Below are 16,968 nucleotides of genomic sequence, written 5' to 3'. Positions count from 1 at the left end.
CCATAAAAAAACCGGTCATGTGACCGGTTTAAATAATGGAGGAATATAAGGATTCAGGAAACTTCGCCCATTTCGCCTTATTTGGCCACGCGCCAGACTGCCAGAATACTGGCCAGCACAATCAGAATGACTGAGACAAACCACGGTGAAATAATCGCAATCGATAGCAGAATCGCCATTATGCTACCAAAAATCCAGCTGCGTTTTTGCTGATGTTCCATTTGCAGACGCATACTTTGCAGTTCATTCAGCTGTTTGGCATGCCAGGCCGACTGGTTTTTCAGGCCGTTTAAGCTGTCGATCATCAGGGTCGGTAAATCCTGCGCACCCAACAGCAGGTCCGGAATTTTTTGTCCCAGCTCTTTAAGGTTTTTCTGCGGATTCATTTGTGCCTTGACCCAATCGGTGAGGATTGGTTTGGCCAGACTCCAGATGTCCAGTTCCGGATACAGATCGGTGCCCAGCCCTTCAACATGCACCAGCGTTTTGAGCAGCAGCATCAACTGTGGAGGAATTTCCAGATGGAAACGGCGGGCAATATCCATCACTTCAATCAGAATACCGGCAAAGTCCAGCTCATGCATGGGTTTGGAGACCATCGGTCCTACCGTGCGGCGCATTTCACGTGCCAAAGCATCCTGATCAGTGCCCGGTGGAATCCAGCCAGCCTGATGCACAATCTGGATCAGCTGCATAAAGTCGCTGTTCATGACCGCCAGTAACATGCGCGCCACGGTCATCTGGTCGTGCTTGGACAGCTCACCCATAATCGCGCAGTCCAGTGCAATAAAGCGTGGGTTTTGCGGATTGATAGTTTCTACAAACACATTGCCCGGGTGCATGTCGGCATGGAAGAAGTTGTCGCGGAACACCTGGGTAAAGAAGATGGTCAGGCCTTTTTGCGCCAGATCGGCGCGGTCCATACCCAAGCGGTCAAAGGTGGCCACATCGGAAATTGGTACCCCGGTAATCCGCTCGGCCACCATCACATCTTTGCTGTCCATATACACTTCCGGCACATACATCATGCTGGAGCCGGTGAAGTAATGACGCATACGGCGGGTATTATCGGCTTCTAAGGTCAGATCGAGTTCTTTCAGGATAATCTGGCGATAGTCCTGAATAATTTCGGATAAATGCAGCGCGCGTGCCGCTTCAAGACGTTTTTCCAGAAAATGGCCGAGCCATTGCAGAATTTCAAAATCCTGCAGAATCTGCTGGCGGATATTAGGACGGGTGACTTTGACCACCACTTCGCGGCCATCGTGCAGGGCAGCGGTATGCACCTGGGCAATTGAAGCAGCTGCCAGCGGCTGTTCATCAAAACGCGCGAACAGGGTGTTGACATCGGCCTTTAAGGATTCCTGAATCCGCATTTGCGCGACATCGGAACCAAAGGGTTTGACCCGGTCCTGCAGCAAGACCAGCTGCTGTAATACTTCAGGTGGAATCAGGTCACGACGGGTCGATAACAGCTGACCGAGTTTAATCGCCAGCGGTCCCATATCTTCCAGCGCCTGTTTCAGCTTGAGCGGATTTTTCCGTTCCTTACTGGACCAGGCCGCCGGATGCATCCGGATCAGACTCAGAATATGGCGGGCTTTTTCTGGTAATTCTTCCGCAGGGAACAACGTGTCGAGTCTATAGTGCGCAGCAATACGCCAAAGTTCGATTAAACGTGAAACGTGCGGAATCATAAATCTCTTTACCTAGTCGTGTGAATCTGGAGTGTCTTCAAGCTGCTTGCGGAGCTGTTGAATCTTGGCCTCTACGCGGTCGATATTCTGGTTCAGGATGCGGGTATCCTGTTGCAGATCATCCATTTGCCAGCGCGGTGCAAACAGGCCGGAATCTTCTTTCAGGGCATCTTCGGCGAAAAACAGCTGGCTTTGCAAGGTTTTTTTCAGCTGCTTGGGCGCCAGCTGGATTTTACCCAGCTCATGTGCCAGTGTCGGGCCAACCCATGGCGACAGATGCGCGGCCAGATCGGGTTCGGCCTGCTCGATAATACGCTGGATGTCCTGTAGCAGCTTATAGTCGCCTTGTACCGGAATGGTGCCGACATCATCGGCCAGCAGCAGTTTCAGCAGTTCCACCACATTCTTGACCTGCAAGGTGGCGGTGGCTTCACTGAGCTGCTGTTCGCGCTCAAACGGGCGCTGCTCGAAAATAGACGGTTGGGTTGCCTGTCCGGTAACGGTCGGCTCCAGACGCACCTTGTTTTCATCAAAAAATACATCTACCGACAGTTGCGGCGCATCCATCACCACACGCAGGGTTTTGCCCTGTAGCTGGTTCAGCTGGATGCGGGTAATCGCATCCAGATTAATGACATGATGGATGCATCGTTCAACGGCACCTAAGGCCAGAATCGACCACATAGCAGTGTCCTTTTCGGAATTAGAGTTTAAAACCGCGGTGCACCGCCACAATACCACCGGTCAGGTTGTGGTAGTCACAGTTCTGGAAGCCGGCATTTTCCATCATGCCTTTCAGGGTGCGCTGGTCTGGGTGCATACGGATTGATTCCGCCAGATATTTATAGCTTTCAGAATCATTCGCCACCAGTTTGCCCATGATTGGCAGTGCAGTGAACGAGTACAGGTCGTACAGTTTCGAGAACGGTTCAAATACCGGTTTTGAGAATTCCAAGATCAGTAAACGGCCGCCTGGCTTAAGCACGCGGTACATGGCTTGCAGTGCAGCATCTTTATCGGTCACATTACGTAAACCGAAAGAAATGGTCACCAGGTCAAAGCTGTTGTCAGCAAAAGGTTCAAGTGTTTCAGCATTGGCCAGAACGAAATCGACATTGGTACAGCCGGCATCAATCAGACGGTCACGACCGACATTCAGCATCGATTCGTTAATATCTGAAAGGACCACATGGCCGCTTGGACCAACTTCACGGCTAAAAACTTTGGCCAGATCACCGGTACCGCCCGCAATATCCAGTACGTGCTGGCCACGACGCACACCCGACATGTTAATCGCAAAGCGTTTCCATAAACGGTGAATACCAAAAGACATCAGGTCATTCATGATGTCGTATTTGCTGGCCACCGAATGGAACACTTCCGCCACTTTCTGGGCTTTTTCTTCGCTGTTTACGGTCTGGTAGCCAAAGTGCGTGGTCGCGCCGACATTACCGGTATTGGCGCCACGTGGCAGGTTGTATTTTGGAATGCTGCCCGTTACCGGAGTATCGGTTAGGCGCTGTTCTAGAGACTGCTGCTGACCTTGTGGTGCACCTTCCGGTAATGGCGAGGTTAAGAATGGGCTCACTTTGTCTGTGTTGGTTGCCGTTTCTGGATGGGTAGGCTTTTGCTCTTCATTAGACATAGTGTCACTCCTAACATGAAAATCGGGTTGATGTGGCAGTGCAAGCATGATGACAGATTCTTAGGCGTTGTACAGTCATCGGCCTGCAATTGTCAGGAATAAAATACAGAAAATTGAATTGTTATCCTGATGAACGTGAATGCATATTCGTTTTACTGCTGTTTTTGTACCAAATTTTGGCCATCACATGCAAAAAATTATGTGGCTTTATTGAAAGGGCTGCGGATCTCCCCGATGCACTTTGTCAATAATCTGGCGTTCAACTGCGGTAAATTCGCGGACAAATTTTTCTGCAGATTTCAGCGGTTTCATGGCCACAAAACCATCTTGCATAAACTCGTACATGATATCGAAATTGTATTTATGCGCGGCGCCTTTACACATTTTAAAGGCGGTATAAACCATAAAGGAGCGCATGTATTTGTCCAGGCTTTTGCCCAGTTCATCCAGCATGTCCAGCTGTTTTAAACGCGCGGTGCCCTGATCGAGCTTTAAATAGGTCAGGCGCATCATCTCGTCGCTCAATGGCGTCTGCGCCGGATAATCCTTTAACAGCTGAATGGCAACCTGTTCATCCAGTTGCACTGCTAAAATGGCCAGGGCCACCCCGGAGGTGCCGGTTTTAATAGCATTTTCCGGAATCAGTTTTTCTGCTTTATGTGCGTATTTGGTCAGGCGTGCAATCTGTGCGGCCAGCGCATCAAAATCGGGGCCGCCGTATAAACGGTTCAGAAAATATTCGGCCATCAGTACATTATTTTTTTCGGCAAAATGCGGGGCATGGGTACGTTGCATGCGCTGTTTCTGCCACAGCTGCACTTCCTGCAAACGTGTGAAAATTTCCGGCTGGCGATGATATTCAAATTGATTATAAAGTTCTAAAAGGTCATCTAAAACCGCAAGTTTGGACATGGAGCGTCTCAATTGTTTTGACTTAAGCGGCATTCTAAAGCCAGTTACATGCACAGGCCATGACAAATTGGTGACAGATTCAGGATCATCGGGTCAGTTTGCACTAGAAATAGACAAAATCAGACAGACGCGCTATACAAAATCATCAGCCGCCCGGCCAGCAGGCTGGTTATACTGAACGGAACAATAAAACAAGAGTGTGTGCCTATGACCGAGCAGAACCCGCAAACAGAATTTCAGTTAATGGATGAAGATCAGCTGTCTGTCGAGCTGATTGAAGCACAATATGCCCTAAAAGACAGCCGCGGTCAGAGCAATGCCAAAAGTCTGGTGATTCTGGTCAGCGGCATTGAGCTGGCTGGCAAAGGCGAGGCGGTGAAACAGCTGCGTGAATGGGTCGATCCGCGTTATTTGCATGTGAAGGCCGATGCCGCACACCTGTTTGATTTCAAAACCAGTTTCTGGCAGCCCTATGCCCGTTTTATTCCGGCCGAAGGGCAGATCATGATTCTGTTTGGCAACTGGTATAGCGATCTGCTCAGCAGTGCCACCCATGTCTCGAAGCCTTTTGATGACAGCCTGTTTGATGAGTATGTGCAGCGTTTTCGGGCCTTTGAACAGGATTTAAAAAACAACCAGGTCGATGTGGTCAAGATCTGGTTTGACCTGTCCTGGAAAACCCTGCAAAAACGCCTGAACGAGATGGACCCGAGCGAAGTGCGCTGGCACAAGATGAATGGCCTCGACTGGCGCAACAAGAAACAGTACGACACCTTGCAAAAGCTGCGCCAGCGTTTTACCGATGACTGGATTATTATTGATGGTGAAGATGAGCAGCTGCGTGACCAGCAGTTTGCCCAGCATGTATTACAGGCTTTTAAAGATTGCCCGGAGCATCCGAAAACTGTTGAGCAGAGCTGGCAGCAGGCGCCGATTCCCGAGGCCTTGCTCAATCCGGACAATGCCGCGCTGGATGAGGGCGACTATAAAGCCGAACTCAAAAAACTCAGCCGCAAAGTGGCCGATGCCTTGCGTTTTGATGACCGCAACGTGGTGATTGTGTTTGAAGGGATGGATGCAGCCGGCAAAGGCGGCGCAATTAAACGGATTGTGAAAAAGCTGGATCCGCGTGAATACGAAATTTATACCATTGGCGCACCGGAAAAATATGAATTACGCCGGCCTTATTTATGGCGTTTTTGGACCAAGCTGCAACCAGAAGAAAAAATCTGTATTTTTGACCGTTCCTGGTATGGCCGGGTGCTGGTGGAGCGGATTGAAGGTTTTGCCAGTGACCTGGAATGGCAACGCGCGTATGCGGAAATTAACCGCTTTGAGCAGGATTTAACCGAGCATCAGACCGTGATTATCAAGTTCTGGCTGGCGATTAGCAAAGATGAGCAGGAACAGCGTTTTAAAGCGCGTGAACAGACTGCGCATAAACGCTTTAAAATTACTGAGGAAGACTGGCGGAACCGGAACCGCTGGGATGATTATTTAAATGCCGCAGCCGATATGTTTGCCCATACCAGCACCGAGGATGCACCGTGGCATATTATTGCCACCAATGACAAAAACAGTGCCCGGATTGAAGTGCTGAAAACCATCTTGAAACAGCTGAAAGTCGATTAAGCCGGCAGCAACCATGCATGAAACAGCCATAAAAATGCCGGTCACTGGACCGGCATCAGATTGAGGAAAAAGGCTTAGCCATTGACCACCTGGGTCTGTTTCTGCTGGATGCCTTTGGCAATCTTATAGCTTTCTTCTACATGCGCTTCGGCGACTTTTTTCATGACAAAATAGCCCAGACTGGCCGCCACCAGCTGTCCGCCTAAAGGAATAAATTTGGTGACTTGCTTCGTGATCACTTTCGCGGCAACATTGTTCAATGATTTTTTGACGGCGGTACGTGCCACCACCAAACCGGAAAATTCAATGCCGCGTTTACGCAGTTCCTGCCAGTGAATCTGCTTGGTTTCGGGGTCATAGACACTGACCTGTTCCGGCGACAGACCAAAACGGGCATTAATTTCAGGAATCAGTTGTGACAAAATACCGACGTCAATCACGACATCTAAAAATGGAACCGGAATGACCGCTGCGCCTGCGGACACGTAGGCCCGTTTTTTGACCAGCTCCAGGCAGTCAGCACGAACTTGCTCTAAATTTAAATTGGGGTCAATCGAGTTGGGAATCTTGTCTATTTTCATAATATTAAATACCTTAAGCGGTGTATCGATTTTTTTATTGAAGCACTATTAAGGTACGTATTTCAAAGCATTTTTGAATCGAACCATGAGCTAAAAGTGACATAGGCAACTGCAAAAGTATAGTAATGAATCTTTATGGTTTTGTAGATATCATGGCAAAAGTTTAACAGGGTAGAGCGTTATGGGGATTCATGTCATTCAAAGTCAGCGTGTCGATGTACTGGTCGAGGCGATGCTGAAGACAGTCCGTAAACCTGCAGCGCATCCGCTGGAGGTATTAAAAACCCAGCACTTTATTGTGCCGTCCCCTGCGGTGGAAGCCTGGTTAACCCAACGTCTGGCCGAACATCAAAGCATCTGTGCCAATACCGAGTTTCATCACCGGATTCGCGGTTTCCAGTGGAGTGCCTATCAATGGGTGCTGCACGATCAGAAAGACTTGGTCCGTCAAGCCAATATTCCACGAATTATCATTAAATGGCGCGTATTTCAGGCGCTAAAAGAATTTATTCAGCCGGAACAGAATCCGCTAGCAACCAGCCATGCGCTGTTTCCGATTATCCAGCGGATTTATGCCAGTGCTGACCGGCTGGAACAGCCGCTGGAACGCCAGCTGAAAAAACAGAGCATGCTGTACTGGGTGGCCGAACAGGTATCCAAACTGTTTAGCCACTATATGACTTATCGTGGGCATTGCCAGAAAGGCTGTGGCGAGCAGTGCCGCTGTCCGACCAACTGGCTGATGCAATGGGGCTGTGATCAGGCCCTTGATCTGGAGCAGATGTTCTTTAAAACCGACAGCGAAGTGTCGGGCTTTATGCTGCAGCAGGCAGAAGAACTGGAGGCGTGGCAGCGCTGGCTGTGGCAGGCAGTTTTTCATGAAGATTTTGAGCAGATGCAGCAGATTGACCAGCTGTTCTGGCAGGCGCTGGGCAGTCCGGAGCAGCCGGGCAAGGCGCTACGCAAATTACCGAAACAGCTGGTGGTATTTACCTTGCTGGACTTGCCGCCGCAGCAGTTACAGTTCCTGCGCCGTTTAGGTCAGTACATTGAAATTTTTATCCTGCATTACAACCCTTCACAGGAGTACTGGGCCGACAGCGTCGATCCGAACTGGAAGGCACGTTATGATGCGCGGGTGAAACAGCGTTTTCTGGCGCAGCATCCACAGGCCAATGATGCCGAGATTGCCCAGTTTTTCGAACAGTTTACCCTGCATTTTAATGCCCAGAACCGCGAGTCGCGTCATCCCTTGCTGACCCGTCTGGGCAAGCAGGCACGCGATCATTTCTCCTTACTCTCTGCCTTATCTTCCGGTGAAGAAGGCGTCTGGGCCGATCTGTTTATTGATGACTATCAGCCCAGCTTATTGGGCAAGCTGCAGGCCGATATCCTGTATTTAAATGAACCGGCCGCGCATCAATATGCTTTAGAGCAGCATGATGATTCCATCCAGATTCATGTCTGCCATTCCAGTCTGCGTCAGCTGGAAGTGTTAAAAGACCAGCTGCTGCACTGGCTGTCGCAAGGCACAAAAGAGCAGCCACGCCGGCCAAGCGATATTCTGGTTTTAAGTCCAAATTTAAAAGAGCTTGAGCCTTTAATCCGCAGTGTCTTTGCGCCGCCACCGAGTGCGCGTGATCTGGGCAGTCCCTTACATGACAGTAGCCGGTTGGCCCAGCACAGCGTGTATTTGCCAATTCAGATTGCCGGGGTCAGCCAGCTGGATGTCAGCAATGCCTGGCGCGCCGTGGCCGGCCGGATTCGTCTGTTACAGGGCCGCTTTAGTCTGGATGAATTTGCTGACTGGCTGGGACTAGCGGCCAGTTTGCAGCGTTATGAGCTGGACATTACCCAGCTGGAGCGTTTGCTGGAGCTGCTTAGTGCCGCCGGTTTTAAACGCGGTTTTGATGCCGAGCATTTGCAGCGCAGCCTGAGCGCCGATGATCAGGATTATCGCTTCAGTTTTAAATTTGCGCTGGATCGTCTGGCGCTGGGGCTGGCCATTCCGGAACATACCCTGTTTCAGGACACCCTATGTTTTGCCGAGGTAATGCCGGCCGATTTTGAACTGATTGCCAAACTGATCCAGATTTATCAGGACCTGGCCGAGCGCCGGCACTGGATGATTGCGCATGAACGCGGCGAGAACACGCGGGCCGAACAGTGGCTAAAACGCTTAATGCAAGACATTGACGAGTTTAGCGCAGCTGGTGTCACCGCGCTGGAAAACGTCTATAAAATCATTAAAAAGCAATACCGTATGCTGACTTTGGCTAGCTATTATGATGAGCAGGACCGGCATGCACTGGCGGCCTTAAGTCTGCCTTTGCCGTATATATTGGAAGAAATTGAAGCACAGCTGGCAGCACAACTGGAACAGGCTGAACCAAGCGGCCAGATTACCTTTTGCCAGCTGGGCCAGCTGCGTCCGCTGCCGTATAAACTGGTGGTGATGCTGAATCTGGACAGTGGCAAATTCCCGAATCGTAATGTGCAGCTGCCATTCGATTTAATGCAGTTGCTGAAACCGCAACTGGGTGACCGCTCGCGTCTGGAAGATGATCAGGGTGCATTTTTGGATGCACTGCTATTGGCGCAGGACAAGGTCTGGCTGTTTTATAACGGCTTTGATGTCAATGACGGGCAGGTGCGTGATCCGTCCAGCATCTTGCAGGAGCTGATTCAGCATCTGGCGCTGATTGTTGCCGCGCCGCAGCCCGAGTCTGCGCTGAACCAGACCGTGAGTATTGACGGGATTGAGGTGCCGGAGCAGTTGCGTCAGCTGTACTGTGTGCACCGTTTACAGCCGTTTGATCCGCTCGGTTTTGAATCCAGCGAGATCATCCGTTTTCAGGACCAGTGGTATGCAGTGGCACAGCAGATTCGTCAGCCGGGTGGGCAGCGCAGTCACTGGGCCAATCAGCCTTATCCTTTATTGACCCAGGATTTGCAGGTGCTGGACAGCCAGCAATGGATTCAGGACATGATTTTCCCGGCGCGGCTGTATTTAAAAAGTGTCGGGGTGGAAAACCTACGTCCGGAACAGCGCAGCGATCAGGCCGAGCCGTTATTGCTGGATGGTTTGGGTCGCTATACCATCCGCGATTTTCTGAAACAGCAGCACGATACGCCCGATCCGGCACTGTTACAAGACCGCCTGCCGATTGGCAAAATTCGTGAAGGCAGCTGGACCATGAGTCTGGTCGAACAGCAGCAGCTACAGGCCCGCTTGCAGCAGTATGCACCGAGTGAAACGACTATCACCCGACAGGTCTGGAAAGTGCGTCCTGACTTGCACATCCGCCTGACCCTGCCAAAACAGGGCGCCGAGCGCTGGGTCAGTCTGGAAGCGTCCAGTGCGCGTGCCAAACGCCGCACCGCAATCTGGCTGGAATATTTGCTCTGGCTGGCCTATCTGAATCTGGGCGATGGTGGCCAGCAGCATCAGCGGATTGTGGTATTTAGTGATGATACCGTCTGCTGTGAAGGAGTCAGTTCCAATCAGGCCAGACAGTGGCTGGAACACTGGTTTAAGGCTTGGGACTATGGCCAGCGCCAGCCTTTGGTGCTGCCATCGGCCTTGCTGCTGAAAGTGGCGGAAAAAGGCAAGCAGCATGAATGGGAACCCGATGCCGAACAGCGTATGCAGCTGAAAGATCTGGAGGGGCTGTATAAGGACTGGAATGATTCGGGCCAGTTTAGTGCCTTTTCGGTGGCCGACAACGAAGCCTGCAAGCATCATCGTGACTGGCAGTTTATTTTGCAGGAGCAGGATGCCAGTTTATTATTGGCGCATGCCTGTGAACAGTTTTCCTATGATTTATACCAGCCGATTTTCTGGCACCAGCAGACGCTTGAGGAGTAAATGATGGCCGCTACTCCACATTCTTCGCCGCTATCTTTCCAGCCCATTACCGACATGCAGTTCAAGGGGCTGCACTGGATTGAAGCTTCGGCGGGCACCGGCAAGACCTATACCTTATCCAGCCTGATTGTGCGGATTTTTCTGGAAGCCTATTTACCCCATCAGGTGGTGGCGACCACCTTTACCCGTGCCGCCGCGGCCGAGCTGAAAAGCCGGATTCGTGCACGTCTGGTTGAAACCCTACGTTATTTTGAACAGTGCCAGTCCTATACTGAAGCCGAACTGCAAGCCAAGGCCCAGACTGAGTCCGATCCGCTATTGCAAAAAGTGCTGGCGGATTATGCTGCCAAACCGGACTTTGCCCGTGACCGGCTCAAGCTGGTGATTGACCAGCTGGATGAACTGTTTGTGGGTACCTTAGACAGTTTTAGCCAGAAGTTGTTGCGAGAATTCAGTTTTGAATGTGGCAAGATTGAACGCGCCGATATTACTGATGATGCCAAAAGTTATGTGTATCAGCTGATTCATGATGTGCTGCGGCAATGGCTGCAGGCCCAGCCACAGCAGGTGGTGAATTATCTGCTGTTGCAAAAGAAACTCAAGCATGTCGACGCCTATGTGGGTATTGTTGAAAATACCCTGAATTTTGCCTCGGCCCAGTTTCGTGAAGTACCGGCGCCCGAACTGGATTTAAACCAGTTTGAAGCAGCCATTGATGAGTTGTTGCAGCTGGATCTGGCTGATGTCGACAGCCTAAGCGACTATTATCTGGAGCAGGGCCAGTACGCTGCATTGGTTGGGAAAAAGTGGCGCACCAATCAGCTGATGCAACACACCTTATGCGAGGCTTTGCCGGCATTACTAAAGGCGTTGTCCCAGCAACGTGGCTATGCCTTGTTTGCACCACATTTTGAAAAAACCTTAAAGCTGTGTACCGATTTATCCACCAAAAAAGTGCTGAACAAATGTCCGGACGAGGTGCTGACGCAGTTTGAACAGCATGCGGTGATTCAACGGCTAAAAGCCTTCTGCCAGCAGTTGCAGCAACTGCAACTGGATTTAGAGCTGCTGGATGCCTATCTCAAATACTATTTAAGCCGTGAAGTAAAAAAACGCCTGCCGCAGGTGTTGCAGCAAAAAGGTGAAACCACCTTTGCCCAGCAGATCCGCAGCCTGTCGGAAGCCTTGCAGGGCGAGCAGGGACTGCGTTTTGCCCAGTTTGTGCACAGTAAATATCCGCTGATTCTGGTCGATGAATTTCAGGATACCAACCAGGATCAGGACAGTATGCTGGCCAGTATCTGGCGTCATGCCCGCTATTATCAGCAGGGCTGCATGATTATGGTCGGTGATCCAAAACAGGCCATTTACGGTTTCCGCGGCGGTGATATGCTGACCTATAACAAGGCCCGGGCCGATGTGCAGGCCAAACAGGGGCGCCTGTATAGCCTGAAATACAATCATCGTTCTATTCCGGCTTTGGTGGAAGTGGTCGATGCCTTGTTCCAGCGCCAAATAGATTTTGGTGAAGAGGTGCAATATAGCCTGGTAGAAGCCGGACCTCGTCCCCATCCGGCCTTAATTGACGGGCAAGGGGAGAACCGGCAGCCCTTGCGCTGGTTAATGCTAGAAGACAAAAATAATGAAGCATTGCAGGTGGCCTGGAAAATCCGGGAGCTTTTAAATCAGGCGGCGCAGCAGCAAATCTATCTGCACAATGGTCAGGAGCGCAGCCCGCTAATTGAAGATGATATTGCGGTGCTGTCCAAAAACCATGACGGGCTGGACAAGGTGCAGTACGAGCTGGAGCGGCTCGGGATTCGGGTGAACCGTCCATCCAAACGCAGTGTGTTTGACAGCCAGATCGCCAAAGATGTGGGTGCGGTGCTGACCGCAATCATGCATCCTTATGATGAAGCTAAAGTCAAACGGGCCTTGTTAAGCCGCCTGCTGAATTTTAATTTACAGCGCTTACTGGAACTGGAGGCTCATCCGGCCGGCCTGAGCCAGTTTATGGATGATTTTGACTGCATCCGCAGCATCTGGTTTGAAAAAGGCTTTTTAAGTGCCTGGCAATATGCCCTGAACCTGTTTCAGGTCTGGGAGAATCTGGTCGCCCATCACAGCCGTGACAATGAACGGGTGGTGGTCAATCTGCGCCATTTAAGCGAACTGCTTAGCCAGCACAGCGAACATTATCAGGGTGCACAAACCCTGTATCATTGGTATTTAAAACAGTTGCAGGCGCCAAGTGAACGCGAGTGGGAACTGGAGCGAAAACTGTCCAATGCCGCCGGGGTACAGCTGATGACCATCCACCAGTCCAAAGGGCTGGAATTTAAAGTGGTGTTTTTGCTGGGGGCTGATAAGGACTTTCGCGAGGTCAACAAAACCCTGAATTTCTCGACCATTCAGGCGGTCAATCCGCTGACCGGTCAAACCGAGCAGCAGCGTCTGATTACGGTAAATGCAGCAGCCTTGCTCAGTGCAGAGGATCAACAGCAGCATCAGCTTCGGGCCGAAGCTGAGCAACGCCGTTTGTGGTATGTGGCACTGACCCGGGCCAGCCATCGGGTCTATGCCATTTTGCAGGATCAGAGCGGAAAATCCTGCTCCGGTCTGGCCTTCTGGCGCGGTCAGGGCAGCGACGTTTTCCAGCATCCGCATTGTGGCGATGAAGCGTTGCTGACTGAAAAGCCGCCAAGGCTGAAGCTGCAGCAGCATGAGCAGACGCTGCCATTAACGGCAAAGACTTTCCCGCAGCAGCGTTTTTATCCGCGCAGTAAAACCAGTTTCAGTGCTCTGGCCCAGCATTTAAGCCGTAAACAGGCGATTGATGCGCTGGCGGCTCATATTGAGCAGCACAGCAGTGCCTCTGATGAACTGCATCAGCCAGTAGCGGTGGCTGATGTCGACATCCTGAATCAGCCGATTGCCTGGATTAAACGCCAGTTCCCGATGGGTACGCTGGCCGGTAATTTCCTGCATGAGATTTTTGAACACATTGATTTTCAGGATCAGCAGGACTGGCCGCTGGAAATCCAGCGCCGTTTTAAAAATGATTATCCTTCTTTGTGGCAGGAGCTGCAGGACAAGTTTAGTCAGGAATATCCGGAACATACGGAGGAAATCTTGCTGAGCTGGCTGTCGGCATGGCTGCTGGATGTGCTGAGTACACCGCTGCATCCGGGCTTTCAGTTAAAACAGCTGGCGCCCGAGCAGCATCTGGCAGAATTTCCGTTTTATCTGTCCTTGTCCGATCAGGTCTTGGCGATCAAGCGGATTCATCAGCTGTTTGATGAATATGGCATTCAGATGCTGGATTTTCATGATGCCAATTCGGCGCGCTATTTAACCGGTTCGATTGACCTGGTGTATTTTGATGGCCACCGTTACCATATTGCCGATTATAAAAGTAACTTTTTAGGCGCCGATCAGTCGCATTATCAGGCGGCCTCGGTGCAGGCCAGCATGTCACAGTCCAGTTACTGGCTGCAGGCCGGTCTGTATCTGGTAGCCCTGCATCGCTACCTGAAAGTCCATCTGGAAAATTACGATATTTATCAACATTTAGGTGGGGCCAGCTATTTGTATTTGCGCGGCATGAATGGTCAGGCCGGGCAGGGCGTGTACCATTGGAAACCGCCGGTCGAGTTTATTTTGCGACTGGATGCACTGTTGGGGAATCCAACTGTCGATCAACTGGGGAAAATTGCCTAAATCATTTAATAACATTTAAAGAAAGAATGATTTAGCATGTGGATAACTTTGAGGATAATAGTGTGGACAACCAGCGGACAGTTTTAGCAGCAACGCCTGAAACCCAAACCCCGGCATGGTTTGCGCTTTGGAGTAACTATCTTTTACAGGCGCCTTTTTTTCAGGCGGAAAAGCGAGAAGATTCCGCTAAAATCATCGCGCAGTTGCTGGAGGCTACTCTCAATGGTGACAGCTGTATAGCCGCTTCTGCCGAACAGGTGGCAGCGTTGGCCAATCTGGTCGGTTCCGGTTCTGAACCGGGTTCGGTGGCGCCGTTTATTTATGACCAGCAGCATTTATACCTGTACCGTTATTGGGCGCTGGAGTCGGCGCTGGCACAGCAGGTGGCACGCTTAAAACAGCAAGCTGTTACGGCGGTAGATGTGTCGGACTATCTGCATTTATTGGAAGACCAGCACCAGCAGCAGGCGCTCAAAATGACCGCGACTACCGCTTTTAACCTGATTACGGGCGGCCCGGGTACCGGTAAAACCTATACTTTGGCGCGGATTATTGCCGTGCTAAACCAGGCCTTGCCGGAAATCCGGATTGCCATGGCGGCCCCGACCGGAAAAGCCGCGCAGCGTATGAAAGAAGCACTGCAGAATTCCTTTGATGATCCGAAAATTGCCAATCTGGTCAGTGACGATCTCAAACGCCTGACTCCAATTACCATCCACCGGCTTTTGGGCCTTGGCAACCGGCAGCAGCCACGTTTTCATGCTCGGCAGCCTTTACCTTATGACCTGATTGTGATTGATGAAGCCTCCATGCTGGACCTGAATCTGGCCAGTATGCTGTTCAATGCCATTGCTGAACAGACCCGGGTGATTTTACTGGGAGATGCGCAGCAGCTGGCGTCGGTCGATGTTGGTTCGGTACTGGCCGATTTACAGCAGGTGCCGGCACTGGCAGATAATCATGTGCATCTGGTCACCAGTCGCCGTTTTAAAGCCGGTGCCTTAATTGGTGAAATGGCCCGCTTTATTCAGCAGCAAACGGCTGAACATCCGGCCGCGCAAATCTTGCAGCAGTTTGCCGCACAGCTGGTGCAGCCGGGCGAATTACAGGCCGTAACTTTAACGCAGGACATGGCCGATGTACTGCAACTGGAATATTTACCCGATGAAGCCCCGGATCCCATAGCCGGGCAGGGCTATTATGACAAACTGATGCTGGGCTATCAGGGCTATGTGCACAGCCTAAAACAGTATTTACAGGCCGATGATCCGGACGCGGTGGTGGCGCAGGTGGTGAAAGCCTTTGACCAGTATCGGATTCTGACTGCAATTCGTCATGGTGGCTTAGGCCTGCAACAGCTGAATATGCAGATTGAGCAGCGTTTGCTGCAGCAACTGGTTCTGGATGTGGCCAAGCAGGGCGACTGGTATGTCGGCCGGCCGGTAATGATGACCTATAACGACTATCAGCTCGGCCTGTCCAACGGTGATATTGGCCTGTGTCTGCAACGTCTGCGTGAGGGCAACCGGCAGTTTGAAGTGTATTTCCCGAGTCTGGATAAATGGGTGCCAGCCACACGCTTGCCAAAAAATATTGAAACCGCATTTGCTCTGACCATTCATAAATCTCAAGGTTCGGAGTTTCAGCATGTGGCGGTGGTGCTGGATCAGGCCGCGCAGAATCTGCTGAGCAAGGAACTGATCTATACCGCCATTACCCGGGCCAAATCGGTGGTGAGTTTACTGGCCGACCGGCAGGCGCTGGTACAGGCCTTAACCGTGAAAACCAGCCGTAACAGTGGTGTGTTAGAAAAAGTAAATGAACATTTGTCATTATAAAGTTGGCATAAATAAACCCGGCCGTTGTAAGAAAATGCTTACAACGATTCGAGAAATTTGCGCATAGAGCTTTGCCTGAGTTTTTGAGAAGATGACTTCACACAAAAGCTCAACACGGAAAGTTGAGGAAAATCGCAAAACCAGAATAAGAAAGTCGAGAGACAGCGAGCTTACATTGAAGTAGGTGAAAAAAAGAGGAAACTTACAGCCGCTAAGCCTTGTAGTTTTGGGAGAGACTACAGGGCTTTTTTATTGGCAGTTCAAAATCAAAAAAATGAAGCGTCATTCATCGACGTAAGCGAAAACGTACAAGGAGAGAGGTAATTATCTGCTTCTTTCCCCAAGGGCTTGTGGCAAAATCTATCACATAAGGAAAGCCAATTAAAACAGGGAATGTTGATTAGAAGAAGGCCAAAGCCTCGCTATACATCACAATAAATAAAATTAGAACAACGAAAAAAGAAGAAACTACAGCGCAAAAAATAGCCCGGGAATTTATTCCCGGGCTATTTTTATTCCATCTTGGCTTATTTGCGTTTGATCATCTTGGGCTTCTACTCGGTGTTTTATCAAATGGAGCGTAAACCTCTGTCTTTCAGGTCAGAGATATAAGCGACACGACATGAAATGTCGTTTAATTGCTAAAAAACAATATATTAAGCCTAATATGAGCTAATATAAGCCCATGAAAACACTTAAATTACGTATAAAAGACAAACATTGTAAGGTGCTAGACCAATTGGCATCTGAAGTTAATTTTGTCTGGAACTATGTCAATGATTTGTGTTTCAAACACCTACAGCGCAAACAACAATTCTTTTCAGCATACGATATTGCTAAATATACGAAAGGCGCATCAAAGGAATGTAATCTTCATAGCCAAACCATTCAGGCTGTAACAGAAGAATTGGTCACTCGCAGAAAACAGTTCAAAAAATCAAAATTGACATGGCGTGTCAGTAATAAGAAATCAGCAAGAAGATCACTAGGTTGGATACCCTTTAAAAAGGTCGCTATTAAATATGCCGATGGATACGTTCAGTATGGCAAGCATCAATTCAAGCTATGGGATAGT

At 50.3% G+C, this 16,968-nt stretch carries 9 protein-coding genes and 1 pseudogene; 5 read left to right on the top strand and 5 right to left on the bottom strand.

Annotation, left to right across the window (positions count from 1 at the left end):
- Window positions 1–77: 77 nt before the first annotated feature.
- The 4 genes from FTU86_RS09870 to FTU86_RS09855 form a co-directional block, all read right to left on the bottom strand.
- Window positions 78–1,697 (bottom strand): AarF/ABC1/UbiB kinase family protein, encoded by a 1,620-nt coding sequence (locus tag FTU86_RS09870; RefSeq protein WP_180036777.1) that lies wholly within the window; start codon window positions 1,695–1,697, stop codon window positions 78–80.
- A gap of 12 nt (window positions 1,698–1,709) precedes the next feature.
- Window positions 1,710–2,381, bottom strand: a complete 672-nt coding sequence (locus tag FTU86_RS09865; RefSeq protein ID WP_104471776.1) for an SCP2 domain-containing protein — start codon at window positions 2,379–2,381, stop codon at window positions 1,710–1,712.
- 19 nt (window positions 2,382–2,400) lie between these two features.
- Entirely contained in the window at window positions 2,401–3,342 is a 942-nt protein-coding gene (ubiE, locus tag FTU86_RS09860) for a bifunctional demethylmenaquinone methyltransferase/2-methoxy-6-polyprenyl-1,4-benzoquinol methylase UbiE (RefSeq protein ID WP_005181822.1), read from the bottom strand.
- Window positions 3,343–3,549: 207 nt separating this feature from the next.
- Window positions 3,550–4,254 carry a hypothetical protein gene (locus FTU86_RS09855; RefSeq protein WP_104499591.1) on the bottom strand — a complete coding sequence of 235 codons (705 nt, stop codon included), beginning with the start codon at window positions 4,252–4,254 and terminating at the stop codon, window positions 3,550–3,552.
- 207 nt (window positions 4,255–4,461) lie between these two features.
- Between FTU86_RS09855 and FTU86_RS09850 the strand changes: the two genes are divergently transcribed.
- Window positions 4,462–5,886: a phosphate--AMP phosphotransferase gene (locus FTU86_RS09850; protein ID WP_168369778.1), complete on the top strand. Its 1,425-nt coding sequence runs from the start codon at window positions 4,462–4,464 to the stop codon at window positions 5,884–5,886.
- Window positions 5,887–5,960: 74 nt separating this feature from the next.
- Here FTU86_RS09850 and FTU86_RS09845 read toward each other — a convergent pair whose 3' ends face one another.
- Entirely contained in the window at window positions 5,961–6,467 is a 507-nt protein-coding gene (locus FTU86_RS09845; RefSeq protein WP_005181834.1) for a hypothetical protein, read from the bottom strand.
- A gap of 181 nt (window positions 6,468–6,648) precedes the next feature.
- Here FTU86_RS09845 and FTU86_RS09840 point away from each other — a divergent pair, with 181 nt between their 5' ends.
- The 4 genes and pseudogenes from FTU86_RS09840 to FTU86_RS09825 form a co-directional block, all read left to right on the top strand.
- Window positions 6,649–10,335: an exodeoxyribonuclease V subunit gamma gene (locus FTU86_RS09840; RefSeq protein ID WP_180036778.1), complete on the top strand. Its 3,687-nt coding sequence runs from the start codon at window positions 6,649–6,651 to the stop codon at window positions 10,333–10,335.
- 3 nt (window positions 10,336–10,338) lie between these two features.
- Window positions 10,339–14,055, top strand: a complete 3,717-nt coding sequence (locus tag FTU86_RS09835) for a UvrD-helicase domain-containing protein (RefSeq protein ID WP_180036779.1) — start codon at window positions 10,339–10,341, stop codon at window positions 14,053–14,055.
- A 62-nt stretch (window positions 14,056–14,117) separates the two neighbouring features.
- Window positions 14,118–15,893 carry an exodeoxyribonuclease V subunit alpha gene (gene recD, locus FTU86_RS09830; RefSeq protein WP_180048502.1) on the top strand — a complete coding sequence of 592 codons (1,776 nt, stop codon included), beginning with the start codon at window positions 14,118–14,120 and terminating at the stop codon, window positions 15,891–15,893.
- A gap of 685 nt (window positions 15,894–16,578) precedes the next feature.
- A pseudogene (locus FTU86_RS09825) lies at window positions 16,579–16,968 on the top strand (RNA-guided endonuclease TnpB family protein); the annotation flags it as partial.

The sequence above is a fragment of the Acinetobacter sp. YH12155 genome, assembly GCF_013418255.1.
Lineage (GTDB): Bacteria > Pseudomonadota > Gammaproteobacteria > Pseudomonadales > Moraxellaceae > Acinetobacter > Acinetobacter indicus.
This window is presented reverse-complemented; position numbering and strand designations above follow the sequence as displayed.

Excerpts from the sequence above, each read along its gene's own strand:
- FTU86_RS09870 (WP_180036777.1), bottom strand. The coding sequence starts at position 1,697 with ATGATTCCGCACGTTTCACGTTTAATCGAACTTTGGCGTATTGCTGCG.
- FTU86_RS09840 (WP_180036778.1), top strand. The coding sequence starts at position 6,649 with ATGGGGATTCATGTCATTCAAAGTCAGCGTGTCGATGTACTGGTCGAG.
- FTU86_RS09845 (WP_005181834.1), bottom strand. The coding sequence starts at position 6,467 with ATGAAAATAGACAAGATTCCCAACTCGATTGACCCCAATTTAAATTTA.
- FTU86_RS09835 (WP_180036779.1), top strand. The coding sequence starts at position 10,339 with ATGGCCGCTACTCCACATTCTTCGCCGCTATCTTTCCAGCCCATTACC.
- FTU86_RS09850 (WP_168369778.1), top strand. The coding sequence starts at position 4,462 with ATGACCGAGCAGAACCCGCAAACAGAATTTCAGTTAATGGATGAAGAT.
- ubiE (WP_005181822.1), bottom strand. The coding sequence starts at position 3,342 with ATGTCTAATGAAGAGCAAAAGCCTACCCATCCAGAAACGGCAACCAAC.
- FTU86_RS09855 (WP_104499591.1), bottom strand. The coding sequence starts at position 4,254 with ATGTCCAAACTTGCGGTTTTAGATGACCTTTTAGAACTTTATAATCAA.
- FTU86_RS09865 (WP_104471776.1), bottom strand. The coding sequence starts at position 2,381 with ATGTGGTCGATTCTGGCCTTAGGTGCCGTTGAACGATGCATCCATCAT.